At 71.8% G+C, this 14,512-nt stretch carries 15 protein-coding genes and 1 tRNA gene; 6 read left to right on the plus strand and 10 right to left on the minus strand.

Annotated elements, in window-relative coordinates:
• The first annotated feature begins 95 nt into the window (after positions 1–95).
• The 3 genes from ACTB72_RS00930 to ACTB72_RS00940 all read left to right on the plus strand — a co-directional run bounded on the left by ACTB72_RS00930 (position 96) and on the right by ACTB72_RS00940 (position 3,189).
• Positions 96–1,991: a DNA polymerase III subunit gamma/tau gene (locus ACTB72_RS00930; RefSeq protein WP_463035094.1), complete on the plus strand. Its 1,896-nt coding sequence runs from the start codon at positions 96–98 to the stop codon at positions 1,989–1,991.
• A gap of 173 nt (positions 1,992–2,164) precedes the next feature.
• Positions 2,165–2,509 (plus strand): YbaB/EbfC family nucleoid-associated protein, encoded by a 345-nt coding sequence (locus ACTB72_RS00935; protein WP_463035095.1) that lies wholly within the window; start codon positions 2,165–2,167, stop codon positions 2,507–2,509.
• Between the two features lie 182 nt (positions 2,510–2,691).
• Positions 2,692–3,189 (plus strand): hypothetical protein, encoded by a 498-nt coding sequence (locus ACTB72_RS00940; protein WP_463035096.1) that lies wholly within the window; start codon positions 2,692–2,694, stop codon positions 3,187–3,189.
• 27 nt (positions 3,190–3,216) lie between these two features.
• Here the strand turns inward: ACTB72_RS00940 and ACTB72_RS00945 are convergent, their stop codons facing one another.
• From ACTB72_RS00945 to ACTB72_RS00955, 3 genes are all read right to left on the minus strand, one after another.
• Positions 3,217–4,071: a phosphatase domain-containing putative toxin gene (locus tag ACTB72_RS00945; protein WP_463035097.1), complete on the minus strand. Its 855-nt coding sequence runs from the start codon at positions 4,069–4,071 to the stop codon at positions 3,217–3,219.
• Between the two features lie 141 nt (positions 4,072–4,212).
• The gene (locus ACTB72_RS00950) at positions 4,213–4,929 is read right to left on the minus strand and encodes a sulfotransferase family 2 domain-containing protein (RefSeq protein ID WP_463035098.1); all 717 of its coding nucleotides are present in this window, start codon (positions 4,927–4,929) and stop codon (positions 4,213–4,215) included.
• Positions 4,930–5,013: 84 nt separating this feature from the next.
• Positions 5,014–5,673, minus strand: a complete 660-nt coding sequence (locus ACTB72_RS00955) for a TetR/AcrR family transcriptional regulator (RefSeq protein ID WP_463035099.1) — start codon at positions 5,671–5,673, stop codon at positions 5,014–5,016.
• A gap of 142 nt (positions 5,674–5,815) precedes the next feature.
• Here ACTB72_RS00955 and ACTB72_RS00960 point away from each other — a divergent pair, with 142 nt between their 5' ends.
• Positions 5,816–7,108 (plus strand): hypothetical protein, encoded by a 1,293-nt coding sequence (locus ACTB72_RS00960; RefSeq protein WP_463035100.1) that lies wholly within the window; start codon positions 5,816–5,818, stop codon positions 7,106–7,108.
• Here the strand turns inward: ACTB72_RS00960 and ACTB72_RS00965 are convergent.
• From ACTB72_RS00965 to aroQ, 5 genes are all read right to left on the minus strand, one after another.
• A complete protein-coding gene (locus ACTB72_RS00965) occupies positions 7,057–8,004 on the minus strand; it encodes a homoserine O-succinyltransferase (protein WP_463035101.1) in 948 nt (315 codons plus the stop codon). The two genes, ACTB72_RS00960 and ACTB72_RS00965, sit on opposite strands and share 52 nt — an antisense overlap.
• Positions 8,005–8,113: 109 nt before the next feature.
• The gene (locus ACTB72_RS00970) at positions 8,114–8,989 is read right to left on the minus strand and encodes an ATPase (RefSeq protein ID WP_463035102.1); all 876 of its coding nucleotides are present in this window, start codon (positions 8,987–8,989) and stop codon (positions 8,114–8,116) included.
• Positions 8,990–9,205: 216 nt separating this feature from the next.
• Positions 9,206–9,742, minus strand: coding sequence for an inorganic diphosphatase (gene ppa, locus ACTB72_RS00975; protein ID WP_463035103.1), 537 nt, complete (start codon positions 9,740–9,742; stop codon positions 9,206–9,208).
• A 122-nt stretch (positions 9,743–9,864) separates the two neighbouring features.
• On the minus strand, positions 9,865–10,800 hold the full coding sequence (locus tag ACTB72_RS00980) for a DMT family transporter (RefSeq protein ID WP_463035104.1): 936 nt from the start codon (positions 10,798–10,800) through the stop codon (positions 9,865–9,867).
• Positions 10,797–11,246, minus strand: coding sequence for a type II 3-dehydroquinate dehydratase (gene aroQ / locus ACTB72_RS00985; RefSeq protein WP_463035105.1), 450 nt, complete (start codon positions 11,244–11,246; stop codon positions 10,797–10,799). Before aroQ ends, ACTB72_RS00980 begins: the two co-directional genes overlap by 4 nt.
• 110 nt (positions 11,247–11,356) lie before the next feature.
• On the opposite strand from aroQ, the gene ACTB72_RS00990 reads away from it, so the two are divergent.
• Together ACTB72_RS00990 and ACTB72_RS00995 are read left to right on the plus strand one after the other, a co-directional pair.
• On the plus strand, positions 11,357–12,160 hold the full coding sequence (locus ACTB72_RS00990; RefSeq protein WP_463035106.1) for a hypothetical protein: 804 nt from the start codon (positions 11,357–11,359) through the stop codon (positions 12,158–12,160).
• A 121-nt stretch (positions 12,161–12,281) separates the two neighbouring features.
• Complete coding sequence (locus ACTB72_RS00995) at positions 12,282–13,559, plus strand: NAD(P)/FAD-dependent oxidoreductase (protein ID WP_463035107.1); 1,278 nt, start codon at positions 12,282–12,284, stop codon at positions 13,557–13,559.
• A gap of 23 nt (positions 13,560–13,582) precedes the next feature.
• Here the strand turns inward: ACTB72_RS00995 and ACTB72_RS01000 are convergent.
• Positions 13,583–13,666 (minus strand) — tRNA-Leu (locus ACTB72_RS01000).
• Between the two features lie 65 nt (positions 13,667–13,731).
• A complete protein-coding gene (locus ACTB72_RS01005) occupies positions 13,732–14,490 on the minus strand; it encodes a competence/damage-inducible protein A (RefSeq protein ID WP_463035108.1) in 759 nt (252 codons plus the stop codon).
• Positions 14,491–14,512 lie beyond the last annotated feature (22 nt).

Below are 14,512 nucleotides of genomic sequence, written 5' to 3' on the forward strand. Positions count from 1 at the left end.
GCGCGGCGCCTCCCCGCCTTGCCCCTCCGCGCGCCGGCCCCTACCATCGCCCCGACCCTCCGATGCGAGGCCCCTCGAACGAGGCCGGAGCCCACATGGCCGACGACGCGCACGCGCCCCCCCGCACGAAGGACGCGAAACCCGCCTACCAGGTGCTCGCCCGCAAATACCGTCCCGCCACCTTCGCCGATCTGATCGGGCAGGAGGCGATGGTGCGCACCCTGCGCAACGCCTTCGAAAGCGAGCGCATCGCCCACGCCTTCATCCTCACCGGCGTGCGCGGGGTGGGCAAGACCACCACCGCCCGGATCGTCGCCAAGGGCCTCAACTGCATCGGGCCGGACGGGCAGGGCGGCCCCACCATCGCCCCCTGCGGCGTCTGCGAGCCCTGCATCGCCATCGCCGAATCCCGCCATGTCGACGTGATGGAGATGGACGCCGCGTCGCGCACCGGCGTCGGCGACGTGCGCGAGATCATCGACGCGGTCCGCTACCGGGCGGCCTCGGCCCGCTACAAGGTCTACATCATCGACGAGGTGCACATGCTCAGCACCTCCGCCTTCAACGCGCTGCTCAAAACGCTCGAAGAACCGCCCGAGCACGTCAAGTTCATCTTTGCCACCACCGAGATCCGCAAGGTTCCGGTCACCGTCCTCTCCCGCTGCCAGCGCTTCGACCTGCGCCGGATCGAGCCGGAGGCGATGATGACCCATCTCGCCGGCATCGCGGCCAAGGAAGGCGCGAAAGTCGCCGAGGACGCGCTCGCCCTGATCGCCCGCGCGGCCGAGGGGTCCGCCCGCGACGCGCTCTCGCTGCTCGACCAGGCCATCGCCCACGGGGCGGGGGAGACTTCGGCCGACGAGGTTCGCTCCATGCTCGGCCTCGCCGACCGGGGCAGGACGCTGGATCTCTTCGAGGCGGTGATGCGCGGCGACTGCGCGGCCGCGCTGTCGGAGCTGTCGGAGCAATACGCCCAAGGCGCCGACCCGCTCGCGGTGCTGCGCGATCTGGCGGAGGTCACGCACTGGATCTCCATCGCCAAGATCACGCCCGAGGCCGCCGACGATCCCACCGCCGGGCCGGATGCGCGGGCGCGGGCCAAGGACTACGCCTCCCGCCTCGCCCTGCGCCCGCTCGCCCGCGCCTGGCAGATGCTGTTGAAGGCGATGGAGGAGGCGGCGGCCGCTTCCAACCCGATGATGGCCGCGGAAATGGCGATCATCCGCCTGACCCATGTCGCCGACCTGCCGAGCCCCGAGGATCTGATCCGCCGGCTGACCAGCGAGGACGCCGCCGCGCCCGCGGCCGCGCCCTCCGCCCCCTCGGGCGGCGGTGGAGGCGGGGCGCGCGCCCAGGCCTCCGGCGGGGCGTTCCGCGCCGTCGCGGCGCCCGCGCATGCCCCCGCGCCCGCCTCCGCCCCCCGGGCCGCGGCGCCGCGCCCGACGCTGGCCACCGCGACGCCCGAGCCGCGCGATCCGACCCCTGCCGTGGTCCCCGATATGGAAGTCTCCGCCGCCGTCGCGGCGCTGGCCACCTTCGAGGACGTGCTCGCCCTGATCCGTGACAAGCGCGACGCCCGCCTGATGGTGGAGGTCGAGACCGGCCTGCGCCTGATCTCCTACCAGCCGGGCCGGATCGTCTTCGAACCCTCGGCCTCGGCCCCGCAGAGCCTCGCGGCCGACCTCGCCCAGCGGCTGCGCACCTGGACCGGGGCGCGCTGGATGGTGGCGGTGGAGGCCTCGGGCGGCGCGCCCACCGAGGCCGAGCGGCGCGACGCCGAGCGCGACGACCTCCACGCGCGCCTGCGCGAACACCCGCTGGTCCGCGCGGCGTTGGAAGCCTTCCCCGAGGCTGAAATCCTCGCCACCCGCGCCTTCGGGGCCGAGGCCCCGGCCGAGGAGACCCAGACCGCCCCGGAATGGGAGGAGACGCCCGACGACGAGGACTGGGATGGCTGGGATCCGGTCGACGTGTTCGAAGAGCGCCCCTGACCGTCGCGACCCCGCCGCCGCGATCCGACATTGCCGCGCCGGCCCTCATTGCGCATATGCTGTCCGTCCCGCCGCGCCGCGGGCCGGTCGCGAATCTCCGCCGCCCCGCCCGGGTCGGCCAGCCAACCCCGCCGCCCCGCCGCATCGGGCGGCCCGAACGCAAGGAGCGTCCCATGCTCAAGGGATTGGGTAACCTCGGCGACATGGCCAAGATGATGGCCAAGGCGCAGGAGCTTCAGGGCAAGATGGCCGAAGCCCAGGCCCGCATCGCCGAGATCGAGGCCGAGGGCGAGGCCGGCGCCGGCCTGGTCAAGGCCCGCGTCTCCGGCAAGGGCGAGCTGCGCGGCCTCAGCATCGATCCGTCGCTGTTCGTGCCCGAGGACCGCGAGGCGGTGGAGGACCTGATCGTGGCCGCCATCCGCAGCGCCCAGGACAACGCCGCCGAAGCCGCCCAGGCCGAGATGGCGCGCGCCGCCGAAGGCATGCCGCTGCCGCCGGGCATGAAGCTGCCGTTCTGAGCGGAGATTCGCCTTCAGGCGCCGCGACGCCCGCGACGCCCGCGGCGCCTGAAGGCCCGGCATCTCGTTCCGGCCCGCCCGTCATTCTCCGCCCCACCCTACGCGCCGCCCTGCAGCGGAGCCTTTCCGCTTGGCGCGCGCGCCTGCGTCCCCCCGATCCGCGCCCGGAACCCCTCCGCCGCATGGCCAGCACCGATCTCAAGAACCCGCCGCCGGGCCCCCGCGCCTGGCGCCGCGCCTCCGAAGCGGCGCTGTTCGCCCCGATCGTGGCGTACCTGCTGCTGGCCGGGGCCAATCGGCTGGTGGTGGTGCGGGCCGAGGCGAACATGCGCGCCGCGGCCCGCGCGGCGCTGAGCGAGATGGCGCGGGGCGAGATCGGACCCGAGGCCGCCGCCCGCCAGATCGCCGCGGCCCTCGGCGATCTGGACCGGCGGACCTATGCGGTGGCGATCACCGACGGCGCCCATCGGCGGATCGAGATCACCGCCCCGCGATCCGCCGCCGGCCTGATCGGCCCGTTCGGACTGCAGGCCTTCGGCCAGATGTCGGTCGAGGTCTACGGCCCGGGCGATGCGGCGGACGACGGCGAGGCCGCGCCCGATGATCCGCTCGGCCGGGTCACCCGGCGCGAGGCGGCGGCGCTGCGCCTCCAGGCTCAAAGCCCCGAGCAGGTTCCCTGACGCCGGGGCCGGCGCGCCCGCCCGGCCTCATTCCCGGCGCAGCAAGCGGTCGGTGACCCAGCCCGCGATGCGCGCGCCAAGACCTTTTCGAGCGGCGCGATGCTCCTCCAGCAGGGCGTCGCGGTCGTATTCCGTCTCCACCCAGGTCCGGAACGGCACGCCCTGGGCCTCGGCCTCGGCGGCGCGGGCGAAGAACAGGTCGAGAACGCCGGTCGGGCCGCGGCTCAGGTGCAGGTAGCGCCACGACAGCTGCCCCTGCGCCTCGGCCGCCGTGCGCCCCTCCCGCTCGATCAGCCACAGCCCCGCCATGAAGCCGGCGCGATCCGACCCCGACTTGCAGTGGAACAGCACCGGCGTCGGAATGTCGGCGATCAGGACCCGCAGGGCGGCGAGTTCTTCCCGGCTCGGCAGCCCGCGCGAACGCAGGACGGCGCGGCGGAAGACCAGCCCCGCCGCCTCGCAGGCCTCCCGCTCCAGCGGATACGACCCGAACAGCACGCCGCCGCGCAGCGAGATCACCGCGGCGAGCCCCTCGCGCGCCAGCCGGCGGATCTGGTGGGGCAGCGGCTGGGCGGAGCGGAAGGCCGAGCCGCCGACCCGGTGCAGGTTGAGGAAGGCGTAGCGCAGCACGGCGTGGTCGGAAAACAGCATGTCGAGCCAGGCGCGGCGCCGCGCGCCGGGGCCCTGAAGCTCCGAGCGCCAGTCGGCCTGGGCGGCGCGGCGCCTCGCCTGCTTGCGCGCCTCCTTCGCGTCGCGGGGCGGTTCCATCAGCAGGTCGGGCTGCAGCGGATCGGGCGCGACCGGCGGGGTCGCGACAGGCGGGCGCGCGACGGGACGGGGTGCGACGGGGGGGAATGGATCGCGGTCGTCGGGTCGGGTCATGGCGCGCTCCGGGGGCGAGGTGTCGCGGCGGGATCCGGCCCGGATCCCGGGCCGTTCCCTAGCGCCTCGGGCCGCGCATGGCCAGCGCGCCCCTGGCCGAGCGGGGCGCCGGCGTGGCGCGGGCCCGGCTTCTCGGGCGTGTCAGAACGTGTATTCGAAGCGCTCGATGTCGGCGGCGTATTTGTCGGCGATCAGCTTGCGGGCGTGGTCGGAATACTGATCGCGGTAAGACGCTCCGCCCGCGGTCTTGCGCAGATGCGGCACGGCGCCGAGATCGACCCCCAGCATCGCCGAGATCGCCTCCATGTCGGCGGCCAGCGTCTCGACCTTGCCGATATAGTCCATCTCTTCGATATGATATTTCGGGTTGTGGAAGCTGGAGCAGTGGTGGATCACCGTGTCCAGGGTGGCGTTGAACTCGCGCTCCGGCATCTCGTGGCGGATGAACTGCCGGTCGACGTCGCAGAAATACATGCTCTCGACGAAGGCGTCGAAGTCCTTCCACACCAGTCGCCACATCCAGCTGTTGGAGAACATCGCCCAGGCGGAGTAGATCCGGGCGTAGGGATTGCGCACGAAGGTGAATTTCTTCGCCTGGGCCCAGATTTCGTCCGGAATGAGCTCACGCCCCGTGCGCCCGTCGAAATCGCCCGGCCGCGCCACGCAGCAGATCGTCTCCGGCCGCGCCTGCAGCCGGTTGATCACCGAGGTGCCGGCGCATTTGTGGATATGCACGAACACGCCGCGGATCTGGCCGGCGTTCTGCGCGATGCGCGCCGAGCCGAGCGTTGCGGCGTCGTGATAGGACGACTTCGCGCGCATCTTGCGAGCCTTGATGACGAGTTTGGCGATGTCCATGCAGGGCTCCGTAGCGTCGCGACGATCAGGGAAATCTAGGCGGCGGGCACGGACCTGGCCACTGCGCGGATTGGCGCTGGCCGTTCAGTCTCCGTTCGGAATCAGGCCGAGCCCGCGCAGGTAGACCATGGCGCCCGATTCCAGCAGATCCTCGGCCGAGATCGAGGCTTTGCGTCCGGCGCTGTCGCGGGCGAAGAGCTCCACGACCCCGTGGCTCAGCGCCCAGATGTGATAGGACATCATCTGCACCGGCGGGCGCTTCTCGGGCGGCAGGCGCATCACCAGCGCCTCCGAGGCCATGCGCATCACCCCCATCGCCCGATCCGACGCGGCCAGCAGCGCGGGGTCCGCGCCGACCACGATGCCGCTTTCGAACATGGCGATGTACATGCCCGGCTCGCGCCGCGCGAAATGCAGATAGGCCCGGCTCATCTTCTCGAAGGCCGAGATCGGCGAGGGGCGGCCGCCGTCCCAGGCCTTTTCCAGCAGGTCGGCGAAAAGCTCGAAGCCGCGGCGCGCCATCTCGGCGATCAGGTCCTCGCGGCCTTTGAAATGGCGGTAGGGGGCGGCGCCGGAGACGCCCGCCTCCCGCGCCACTTCGGACAGCGTGAAGCCCTGGGGCCCGCGTTCGGCGATCAGCGGCAGGGCGGCTTCGACCAGCGCCTCGCGCAGATTGCCGTGATGATAGCCGCGCTTGGCGCGCCCGCCATCCTCCGCCCCCCGATCCTCGCCCGCATCGCTCATCGCGCCCTTATAGACGGGCGGCGGCGCGATACCAATCTGCCCCGCGCGCGCAGCGGGGAAGGGAGTCGTTCACCCGTTTCCTGAACCTCTCCTTCACCGAGCCCTCGTATGATGACGTTCGGGCCGGCTGAAGGGGAGCGTCATGCCGAACTGGAACACCCGTGTGGAGCAGGAGCTGCGCAGCCTCGACCGGTTGCTGAGCGTCACGCTGACCCTGGAATCGCGGTTCGGCAGCGTCGAGTGGGATCTGCGCGCGGCGGTGATCCTCGGGCGCATGCGGCGACTGTATTTTCAGGATCGCGGATCGCTCGGCTTCCTGCGCCGCCTCGCGGCGGGCGAGCCCATCGCGGACAAGGAGCGGCTGCGCCTGCGCGCGCTGCACGACAGTTTCGAGGCGGAGATGGAGGACGCGGCGGAGGCGCTGCGCGTCGCCGCGCGCCGCAACGGGCTGCGCATCGACATGGACGCGATGGCGCTGCTTGAGGGGCTGGTCAACGACTCCACCTGCATCCGCGACACCATCCACGGCATGTTCGCCGCCCCGGTCGGCGCGTTGCTGGACACCGAGGCGTCGCGCAACGACGCGCAGTTCATCCTGGCCGAGCTGGAGCCGCGTCTCGTCCGGTTCCGGGAGGCGGAGACGCGGCTCAGGATGCGCGCGCGCAACCATGGGGTGGAGCTGCCCGAGCCGGAGACGGATCCGGACGCTTTCGGCGCCGCGGCGGAGGCGGACATGGACGACGAGGCGCGGGAGGCGGCCGAGGCCCGCGCCGCCTTCATCGGCGCCGCCCCACCCGCCCCGCGCTCGGGCGTGGCGGGGGCGCTTCGCAGCAGGGCGGCGCCCGAGCCGGAGATGCGCGAGCGGCGGCATGCGGTCGACGACGCCCATGCGGATCCGGCCCAGATCGCGCTCGCGCTCGATCTCGAGCAGCCGCCGCGGCGCCTGACCCGGGCCGAGGCCGCCCGACGGCGTCAGGAGATCCGACGGCTGGCGCGGAACCCGACGCGGAAAGCCGCGGCGGCGCCTGCGGTTCCGGCAGCCGACACGCCCGCGATGGCCGCCCCCGTCGCGGCGCGGATCGCGGCGAGGGACGCGTTCCACGCTCCCGCCTCCGCCCCTCTCCCCGCCTCCGCTCCCTTCCCCGCCCGGGAGGCGACGTCGAAGCCGGCGAAGGTCGCGGCCGCGGTGCTCGCGAAATCCACGCCGGCCGACCCGCCAACCCCGCCGAAACGCCGCTGGTTCAGTCTGCGCCGCATGCTGGGACTGGAGGAAGCGGAGGTCCCGCACCCGCTGCGGCAGGAGCCGGCGCCGTTGCGCGCAAAGGCCGCCGCCGCCGCACCGGCCGTCGCCCCGGCCCCCCAGCGTCGGGAGCCGGCGGCGCGTCAGCCGGCCTCGCCGCGCGCGCCAGGCTCGCCGATCCGCTCCATCTCATAGGGCGTGGTCTGGTAGATCTGGTTGATCCAGTTGCCGTAAAGCAGGTGGGCATGGCTGCGCCACCGGTCCTTGGGGGCGCGGGTCGGGTCGTCGCCGGGGAAATAGCGCCAGGGCAGCTCGATCTCGCCGCCCGCGGCGACGTCGCGATCGTATTCCGCCTTCAGCGTGTCGCGGTCGTATTCCAGGTGGTTGAACATGAAGAGCCGCCGCGCGGCCGCGTCCTGCACCAGGCAGGGGCCGACCTCGGGCGAGCTCGCCAGGATCTCCAGCCCGCCGGCGGCTTCGATGTCCTCGGCCCGATTCTCGGTCCAGCGGCTGACCGGCGCCTCGAAATCGTCGCCGAAGCCGCGCAGATAGGGCGAGGCCGCGGCCAGCACGCGGTGCCGGTAGATGCCGAACGCCTTCTTCTCGAGATCGCGCTTGGGCACCCCGTAGAGGTGGTGAAGCATCGCCTGCCCCCCCCAGCACACCCCGAAGGCCGAATGCACATGGCTGCGCGACCAGTCGAAGATGCGGGTGAGCTCGTCCCAATAGGTGACCTCTTCGAAGGGCAGCCGTTCGACCGGGGCGCCGGTGACGATCAGCCCGTCGAACTTGCGGCCCGAGGCCTCGATCTCCGCGAAAGGCGCATAGAACGCCTCCAGATGCGCGGCGGAGGTGTTGCGGCTCTGGTGATCGGTCATCCGGATCAGGCTGAGCTCGATCTGCAGGGGGCCCGCGCCGATCAGGCGGGCGAACTGGGTCTCCGTCGCCACCTTGGTCGGCATCAGGTTGAGCAGGCCCACATGCAGCGGGCGGATGTCCTGGCGGGCGGCGATGTCGTCGGACACCACCATGACGCCCTCGCGGTCGAGCACGTCGATGGCGGGCAGTCCGGCTTGGATCTTGATGGGCATGGCGGATGGGCCTCGTGAACGATGCGCGCAGGGTCGGCGGCGCGCGCTCAGCCTTTCGGATGTCGTGGGGGCGGGTCCTCGCGGGGTTCGGCGGCCGGGTCGGCCGCCCTCACATGCCGGCGGCTTCGCGGCGGTCGAGCGCGCGGGCGATCAACTCGAAGAAGTCATGGGGCGAGGTCACTTCGGCGATCTCTTCGGCCTCCACCGTCACGCCCCAGCCATCGGCGATGGCCTGGTAGCGCGGGCGGCGCGCGTCGATCTGCCGGGCGAAGCCCCAGCGGATGAAGGCGTCGGGGTCGACCTGGTCCGGCTTTCCACCGGTTTCGGCCAGGTATTCGGCCCAGAAGCCGTGCAGCATCTCCTCCCGGTAGTAGATCGGCTTCGGCGCCCGGTCGAAGCGGGCCTTCAGGGCCGCTTCATGCGCCTTGCCGCCGCGGATATGAACCAGCAGCATCGCGCGGCTCAGCGCGCTCAGCACCGGGTCGCGGGGATTGTCGGGCTCCACCACTTCGCAGATGGAGCCCGAGGTGTCGCACACGAAGCTGTTGTAATCGTAAAGATCCCGCGCCCGGTCGGCGAAGGCGCGCGCGTCCAGCATCGCGGCGATCTCCGCCTCGCGGTGCAGGCGCTGGCGGCGGACGTATTCGTCGAAATCCATGCCGCCAAGCGCCGGGTCGCCGGGCTTGCCCAGCCAGTTCGACAGCGGCGTGAGGTTGTGGAACGACAATTTGGATCGCAGCGACAGGCTGTCGGAGCGCAGCATTTCGCGGAGCTTCGGCGACTTCATCGCCTCGCGCTTGAATTCGTCGGTGATCCGCTCGCCCAGATAGCGGGTGCCGATGCGGTAATCGACCGAATAGTGGAACCAGTCGCCCTCGTCGCGCAGCATGCTCGACAGCCGGGTCTTGCCCACGCCGGACATGCCGATGAGCGCGATGGCGCGGCCTTCGGCGGCGCGCCAGCTTGCGGCGTCGGGGTAGAGCATGGTCGGTCCTCCTGCGCGCGGGCCCCGGAATGGGCGCGCGGCGTGGATCTGCGGTAGCTTAACGGGCCTGGGTTGTGAAGGGCGCCGGGGCGGGGCGGCTCCCCCGACGGCCGCCCCCCGAAAAAGCGAAACGCCCGGCCGCGAGGCCGGGCGTTTCATCTCAGGGCGTCGCGGCGCCGGCCGCGCCCCGTCGGGGACGCGGCCGGCGGGGACGCTTCATTTCTTCATCGCGTCCAGCGAAGCGCGCAGGATCGTCTCGGCCTCGGCCTTGTCGCCCCAGCCGATGACCTTCACCCACTTGCCTTCCTCGAGGTCCTTGTAGTGCTCGAAGAAGTGCTTGATGCGGTCGCGGGTCTTCGGGGCGATGTCGGTCAGGTCCTGGATATGGGCCTGGAACGGATCGACCTTCTCGACGGGGACGGCGATCAGCTTGTCGTCCATGCCGCCGTCGTCCTCCATCTTCAGCACGCCCACCGGGCGGCAGCGGATGACGACGCCGGGGGCGAGCGGGAAGTCGCACAGCACCAGCACGTCGGTGGGGTCGCCGTCGGCATGCAGGGTGTTGGGCACGAAGCCGTAATTGCACGGGTAGAACATCGGGGTGTTGACGATGCGGTCCACGAAGACCGCCCCCGACTCCTTGTCGATCTCGTATTTCACGGGCGCGCCGCCGCCGGCGCCGCCGGTGATCTCGATGACCACGTTGATGTCGGAGGGCGGGTTTTTGCCCGCGGGGATCGCGTCGAGGTTCATGTCAAATCCTTCGTTCGGCGTCCGGTATCTGCCGCGCGGCGGATAGCACGGGTTGTTGCGCTGCGGAAGAGGCAACGCGACACGGCGTGTGGACCGCGCGCCGCACGCCGCGCCCCGGCGGCTCAGGCCGCCGCCGCCCGTCGCCGCTCCGCCCGCATGTTCATCAGGTTGGCGCCCAGCACCAGGGCGGCGCCGGCGAAGACCATCGCCTCCAGCGGCTCGTCGTAGAACATCGCCCCGATCACGGCGATCATCGGCAGGCGCAGGAACTCCATCGGCGCCACCACCGAGGCCGGGGCCTTCGACAGCGCCGTGGTCACGCAGAAATGCGCCCCCAGCCCGCAGCAGGCGACCAGAACCACCCAGGGCAGGGTCGCGGCGGGGAAGGCGATGTCGCCGTCATATCCCGCGCAGATCAGGCCCATGACCGTCTGCATCATCGTCATGAAGAACAGGATCGAGGCCGTGCTCTCGGTCCGGCCCAACTTCTTGGTGATCATCACCGTGAAGGCGAAGCCCAGCGCGGCCCCGAGCGCCGAGATCTGCCCGACCCCGAATCCGCCCACGACGCCTCCCGCCTCCCACGGCCGCGCCACCACCAGGATGCCGACGAAGCCGATGGCGGCGGCGACGATGCGGGTCGGGGTGAAGCGCTCTCCCAGCAGCAGGGGCGCCAGCATCGCCACCCAGAGCGGATTGGTGAACTCATAGGCGAAAAGCTGGGCGAGCGGGATCAGGGTGACCGCATAGAACCACAGGTTCTGCCCGGTGAAATGCGCGATGTTGCGGCCCAGATGCAGGCCGAGCCGGCGGGCGCGGACCTCGCGCAGCTGGCCGGTGACGATGAGCGCCGCCATCACGATCGCCACGCCGATGACGGAGCGGTAGAACATGATCTCGAAGGTATCGAGCTCGACCGCGGCTTCGCGCCCCGAGATCGCCATGGCTGAAAAGCAGCAGAGCGCCCCGCCCATCCAGGCGGCGGCGACAAGCGGGCGGTCGTCGCGCGAGCGGCCTTCGCCGGCGACATGGGCGACGGGATCGGGGGTCACGGTCATGTCCGGTCGCCCGAGACCATGTCGCAGGCGGCGTCCAGCGCCATCAGGTAGCCCGGCGCGCCGAAGCCCATGATGATGCCGTCGGCGCGGAACGCCACATAGGACAGGTGGCGGAAGTCCTCGCGCCGGTGGGTGTTGGACAGGTGCAGCTCGATCACCTTTCCCTCGAAGGCGCGCAGCGCGTCGAGGATCGCGACCGAGGTGTGGGTGTAGGCCCCGGCGTTGAGGATGATGGCGTCGCGGTCGCCGCGCGCCGCGTGGATCGCGTCGACCAGCGCGCCTTCGTGGTTGGACTGGCGGAAGTCGAGGTCGGCGCCCCGCCGCTCGGCCCGGTCGCGGCAGCGCGCCTCGATGTCGGCGAGCGTGTCGGCCCCGTAGATCTCGGGCTCGCGCAGCCCCAGCAGGTTCAGATTGGGGCCGTTGAGGATCAGGATGCGGGCGGACATGGGGGGCTCCGGCGATTGCGGCGGGCGAGGGCGAGCGCGGTCAGGGGCCGAGCGGCGAGGCCGGCACTCAACCCCAAAGCGGACGGACGGGCAAGGGCGGGCGGAAACGCTTGACCGGCTATTTGACGTTGCGTCATTTCTTATCGATCCGCCGGGGGCGGCGGGATTTCAATGGGGTGATCGACATGACGATTTTCAGGCCCATCGCCGCGGCGGCGCTGATTGCGGCTGCGATTTCGACGACGACGGCGGATCCCGCCGCGGCCATGGTGACATTTGAGCTGGAGCTCGGCCCAATCGACCATCTGGAGGACGCGCCGCCGGCGGCCTTCGCCGGCTTCCTGCTGGGCGAGACGGTGCGTCTGCGGGTGAGCATGGACGAGACGGCGCCCGACGCCCTCCCCTCCGACCGCCTGGGACTTTTTGAGGATCCGGATGCGGCGGTCACCCTAATCGGCGCCGACAGCGGCGCCCAGGCCGCCCTGTTCGGAGGGATCTCGCTGCGCGGGGCCCGTGACTTCGAAAGCGCGGCCTATGGGATCACCGGCACGCGCATCATCGTGAGCGGTTTCGTGGACCCGTCGCTTCTGGGGCCGGATATTCCGTGGGTTCTTGGAGGCAATGCGGACTGGTTGTTGGCAGGAGATGTTGACGTGAACCGTTTGGATCTGCTGCTCGGCGCATTTCTATCGCCGGACACGACTCTGTATCCTGGGAATTCAGCCGCGATCGATCGCTATGCGGAGGATTGGATCACCGAATTGAAGAGGGTCTTGCGTGTGTCACCGCTGTCGGTGGACATCCACGGCGTCTTCATGCCCGTGCCCGCGCCCCCGGCCGCATTCGCGCTGCTAGGCGGGCTGGGGGTGCTGGTCGCGGCGAGTCGGCGCAGACGTGTGCCACCGGCCTGCTGACGCGCCGGCCTGCTGAACTGCGGGCCCGCGCGCCGTGTCCGCGCGGAACCGCGCGCCGCGGCGCATTGACAGCGCCACGCCCCCGCCGGAGCCTGCGCGCCGGATCAACCGGAGGCCGGCCATGGACGATCACGACGACGCCGCCCCGCGCCACGACCCCGATGCGGGGCGGCGCGCCATCGTGGTGGGGGCGGGCATCGCCGGAGTCTCGGCGGCCACCTGGCTCCTGCGCTACGGCTGGCGGGTGACCCTGATCGATCGCGCGACGCCCGGCGACCCGGCCGCGGCCTCCTACGGCAATGCGGGCATCCTGGCGCGAGCCGGCATCGTGCCGGTGTCGCAGCCGGGGTTGCTCGCGAAGGCGCCGGGGATGCTGCTCGACCCCGACGGGCCCTTGTTCCTGCGCTGGTCATATCTGCCGCGGCTCGCCCCCTTCCTCGTCCGCTTCCTGCGTCACGGGTCCGAGGCCGAGGTCCGCCGCATCGCCGCCGCCCTCGCCGGGCTGCTGACCGACGCCGTGGCCCAGCATCGCGCGCTGGCCGAGGGGGCGCCCGACGCCGCCGCCCTGATCCGGAGCGGCGACTACGGCTTCCTCTATCGCGACCGGGCAGGCTACGAGGCCGACGCCTTCGGCCATGGTCTGCGTCGCGAACACGGCATGGAACCGGAACTGGCCGAGGGCGCCGCCCTGCGCGACCGCGACCCCCTGCTCGCGCCCGAATGGGGGTTCGCGGCGATTTATCGCGACCATGGCTGGATCCACGACCCGGGCGCCTATGTCGCCGCGCTCGCCGCACGCTTCGTGGCGATGGGGGGCGTTTTCCGGAGGGGCGAGGTCGCGGCGCTGGATGGCGAGGGGCGGGTGCAGCTGGTCGGCGGCGCGAAGATGCGCGCCGACCGGGTGGTGCTGGCGGGGGGCGTGCATTCCCGCCCCCTGATGCGGGATCTCGGCCGCGACGTGCCGATGGAGAGCGAGCGCGGCTATCACCTGCACCTGCGCAGCCGGTCCAACGCGCGCCCCGCCCATCCGTGGATGGCGACCGCGCTCAGGGTGGCGGCGACCCCGATGGCGGGGGGCGTCAGGTTGGCAGGCGCGGTGGAGTTCGGCGGGACCGAGGCCGGCCCCTCCGCCGGGCCGCCCGCGCTGCTGCGGCGCGCGGCGGCGCGGCTCTGGCCCGGGGCGGAATGGGAGGGGGAGGCGGAGTGGCTCGGCCACCGCCCCTCCACCGCCGACAGCCTGCCGGTGATCGGGCCGGCGCCGGGGGCTACGCGGGTGATCGCGGCCTTCGGCGGCCAGCATGTGGGCATGACCGCCGGCCCCCGGATCGGGCGGATGGCCGCCGACATCGCCGCAGGGCGGGCCGAACCCGACCCGGCGTTTTCGCCGGGCCGGTTCTGAGCGCGGCCGCGGCCGCGAAGCAATGGTCCCCGCTGCCGGACTCGAACCGGCACGCCCGTGGGCAAGGGATTTTAAGTCCCGTGCGTCTACCATTCCGCCAAGCGGGGCTGGCCCACGGATTAACCGAGCGGGGGCGGCGCGGGAAGAGGCTCCCCGCCGCGCCGCGCCCGTCTCAGACCGGGGGCAGTTCGGTCACGTTCTTCGCGCCGAGCTTCGCGCACATCGCGCGCAGGGCTTCGGCCGCGACCGCCAGCGCCTCGGGGTCGACCGAGCGGGCGACGACCGTCGAGCCATAGCCGCCCTGATAGAACGGATAGGAGCCGAAGCTGATCTCGGGATGCGCCTCGGCGAGCCCGGTCAGGGGGCCCGCGATGTCGCCCTCGGCGATGGGGATGCGGAAAGCGTGGCTCAGCATCCGCGGCCCGCCGCGCAGGGTGGGGCGCAGGCTTTCGACCATCGCGTTGAAGATGATCGGGACCCCCGCCATCACATGGACGTTGCGCAGCTTGAAGCCCGGCGCGCCGGAGATCGGGTTGGCGATCAGCTCCGCCCCGTCGGGAATGCGGGCCATGCGCAGGCGCGGCTCGGTCAGCTTCTCGGGGTCGCCATAGTGCGCCAGCAGGATCTCGCGCGCGTCGTCGCGGACCGAGATCGGGGTGTCGAAGGCGGCGGCGACCGCCTCGGCGGTGATGTCGTCATGGGTCGGGCCGATGCCGCCCGAGGTGAAGACGTGATCGTATTTCCCCGCGAGCTCCCGCACCGCGGCGATGATCTCGGCCCGGTCATCGGCGATCACGCGGACTTCGCGCAGGGGCGCGCCCGCCTCGGTCAGCACCTGGGCCAGGTGATGCATGTTGCTGTCGCGGGTGCGGCCCGACAGGATCTCGTCCCCGATCACCACCATCGCCGATGTCGGCTGCGCCTCGCTCATGCCTCTTGCCTTTCGCCGCTCG

The sequence above is a fragment of the Albimonas sp. genome (assembly GCF_055129145.1).

What these genes read in the sequence shown, in the direction of transcription:
- ACTB72_RS00930 (WP_463035094.1), top strand. Translation starts at nt 96, where the DNA reads ATGGCCGACGACGCGCACGCGCCCCCCCGCACGAAGGACGCGAAACCC.
- ACTB72_RS00935 (WP_463035095.1), top strand. Translation starts at nt 2,165, where the DNA reads ATGCTCAAGGGATTGGGTAACCTCGGCGACATGGCCAAGATGATGGCC.
- ACTB72_RS00940 (WP_463035096.1), top strand. Translation starts at nt 2,692, where the DNA reads ATGGCCAGCACCGATCTCAAGAACCCGCCGCCGGGCCCCCGCGCCTGG.
- ACTB72_RS00945 (WP_463035097.1), bottom strand. Translation starts at nt 4,071, where the DNA reads ATGACCCGACCCGACGACCGCGATCCATTCCCCCCCGTCGCACCCCGT.
- ACTB72_RS00950 (WP_463035098.1), bottom strand. Translation starts at nt 4,929, where the DNA reads ATGGACATCGCCAAACTCGTCATCAAGGCTCGCAAGATGCGCGCGAAG.
- ACTB72_RS00955 (WP_463035099.1), bottom strand. Translation starts at nt 5,673, where the DNA reads ATGAGCGATGCGGGCGAGGATCGGGGGGCGGAGGATGGCGGGCGCGCC.
- ACTB72_RS00960 (WP_463035100.1), top strand. Translation starts at nt 5,816, where the DNA reads ATGCCGAACTGGAACACCCGTGTGGAGCAGGAGCTGCGCAGCCTCGAC.
- ACTB72_RS00965 (WP_463035101.1), bottom strand. Translation starts at nt 8,004, where the DNA reads ATGCCCATCAAGATCCAAGCCGGACTGCCCGCCATCGACGTGCTCGAC.
- ACTB72_RS00970 (WP_463035102.1), bottom strand. Translation starts at nt 8,989, where the DNA reads ATGCTCTACCCCGACGCCGCAAGCTGGCGCGCCGCCGAAGGCCGCGCC.
- ppa (WP_463035103.1), bottom strand. Translation starts at nt 9,742, where the DNA reads ATGAACCTCGACGCGATCCCCGCGGGCAAAAACCCGCCCTCCGACATC.
- ACTB72_RS00980 (WP_463035104.1), bottom strand. Translation starts at nt 10,800, where the DNA reads ATGACCGTGACCCCCGATCCCGTCGCCCATGTCGCCGGCGAAGGCCGC.
- aroQ (WP_463035105.1), bottom strand. Translation starts at nt 11,246, where the DNA reads ATGTCCGCCCGCATCCTGATCCTCAACGGCCCCAATCTGAACCTGCTG.
- ACTB72_RS00995 (WP_463035107.1), top strand. Translation starts at nt 12,282, where the DNA reads ATGGACGATCACGACGACGCCGCCCCGCGCCACGACCCCGATGCGGGG.
- ACTB72_RS01005 (WP_463035108.1), bottom strand. Translation starts at nt 14,490, where the DNA reads ATGAGCGAGGCGCAGCCGACATCGGCGATGGTGGTGATCGGGGACGAG.